Genomic DNA, 1,019 nt, shown 5'->3' on the forward strand with positions numbered 1-1,019 from the left:
TTCACCCCCACACTCATCCACAACTGGGCCAGGGCATATTCAGTCACAAACAGCGCTGGTTGGGTCAGCCATGTCTCCTCTAATTGCTTCTCTTCAAAGCCCTCTCTTCCCAGCAACGCATCCCGGATATCCATACCCAGTTGCGGCTTTAACAGCTCGGCACAGTGATCCACCGTTTCCCGGTATTTCGCCTCCTGCGCGTACAGTTCCGCGCCCATGCCTACATATTGGCTTCCCTGTCCGGGAAAAGCGAAGACAACCGGACGCCCTCCCGCAGTTGCTATACCAGTGCGAACTAGGCTTACGTCGTCGCCTCGCAAGGCGCGCAGCGCCTGCTCCGTACTGCCGCACACGGCGCTCCAGCGATGATCGAATGCCTTGCGCCCCTGTTGCAAGGTGAAAGACACATCGGAAAGCTTTTGCGACGGATGAGCCTCTAAGTGCGCTGCCAATCGCTCGCACATGGTTTGTAACGCCGACGGCGTTCGAGCCGACAACACGAGCACCTCTTCCGCTGATGGAGCGTCCGACGTCCGCTGTGCAGGAGCTTGTTCCACTATGACATGCGCATTCGTGCCTCCAATGCCAAAGGAACTGACCCCTGCCCGGCGAGGATGAAGCGATTGGTCATGGGTCCATGGCTGTGTCTTGTCTACGACATAAAACGGGCTGTTGGCCCAATCCACTGCCGGGTTGCCCTTCGTATAATGCAGACTTGCTGGTAGCATCTCGTGACGCAGCGATAACGCCACTTTGATCAGGCTGGCCACCCCTGCGGCAGCATCCAAATGACCGACGTTGGTTTTCACCGAGCCAATCCCGCACCAGGGACCATTCGCCGAAGCTCCAAACACCTTCGTTAGCGCCGCCAGTTCAATGGGGTCACCTAGCGGAGTGCCGGTCCCATGAGCCTCCACATATGAAATGGTCTCGGGTTTGACACCTGCCGAATCCAGTGCCATCTGGATAACTTCCGCCTGTCCCCCAATACTCGGAGCCGTGTAGCCCACCTTTCGTCC

1 protein-coding gene is annotated in these 1,019 nt (G+C 57.9%); it reads right to left on the bottom strand.

Annotated features, from left to right (window positions below):
• On the bottom strand, positions 1-1,019 hold a 1,019-nt coding region (locus LCF57_RS18935), incomplete at both ends, for a ketoacyl-synthetase C-terminal extension domain-containing protein (protein ID WP_226002093.1).

The sequence above is a fragment of the Paenibacillus sp. BJ-4 genome (assembly GCF_020404765.1).
GTDB lineage: Bacteria > Bacillota > Bacilli > Paenibacillales > Paenibacillaceae > Paenibacillus.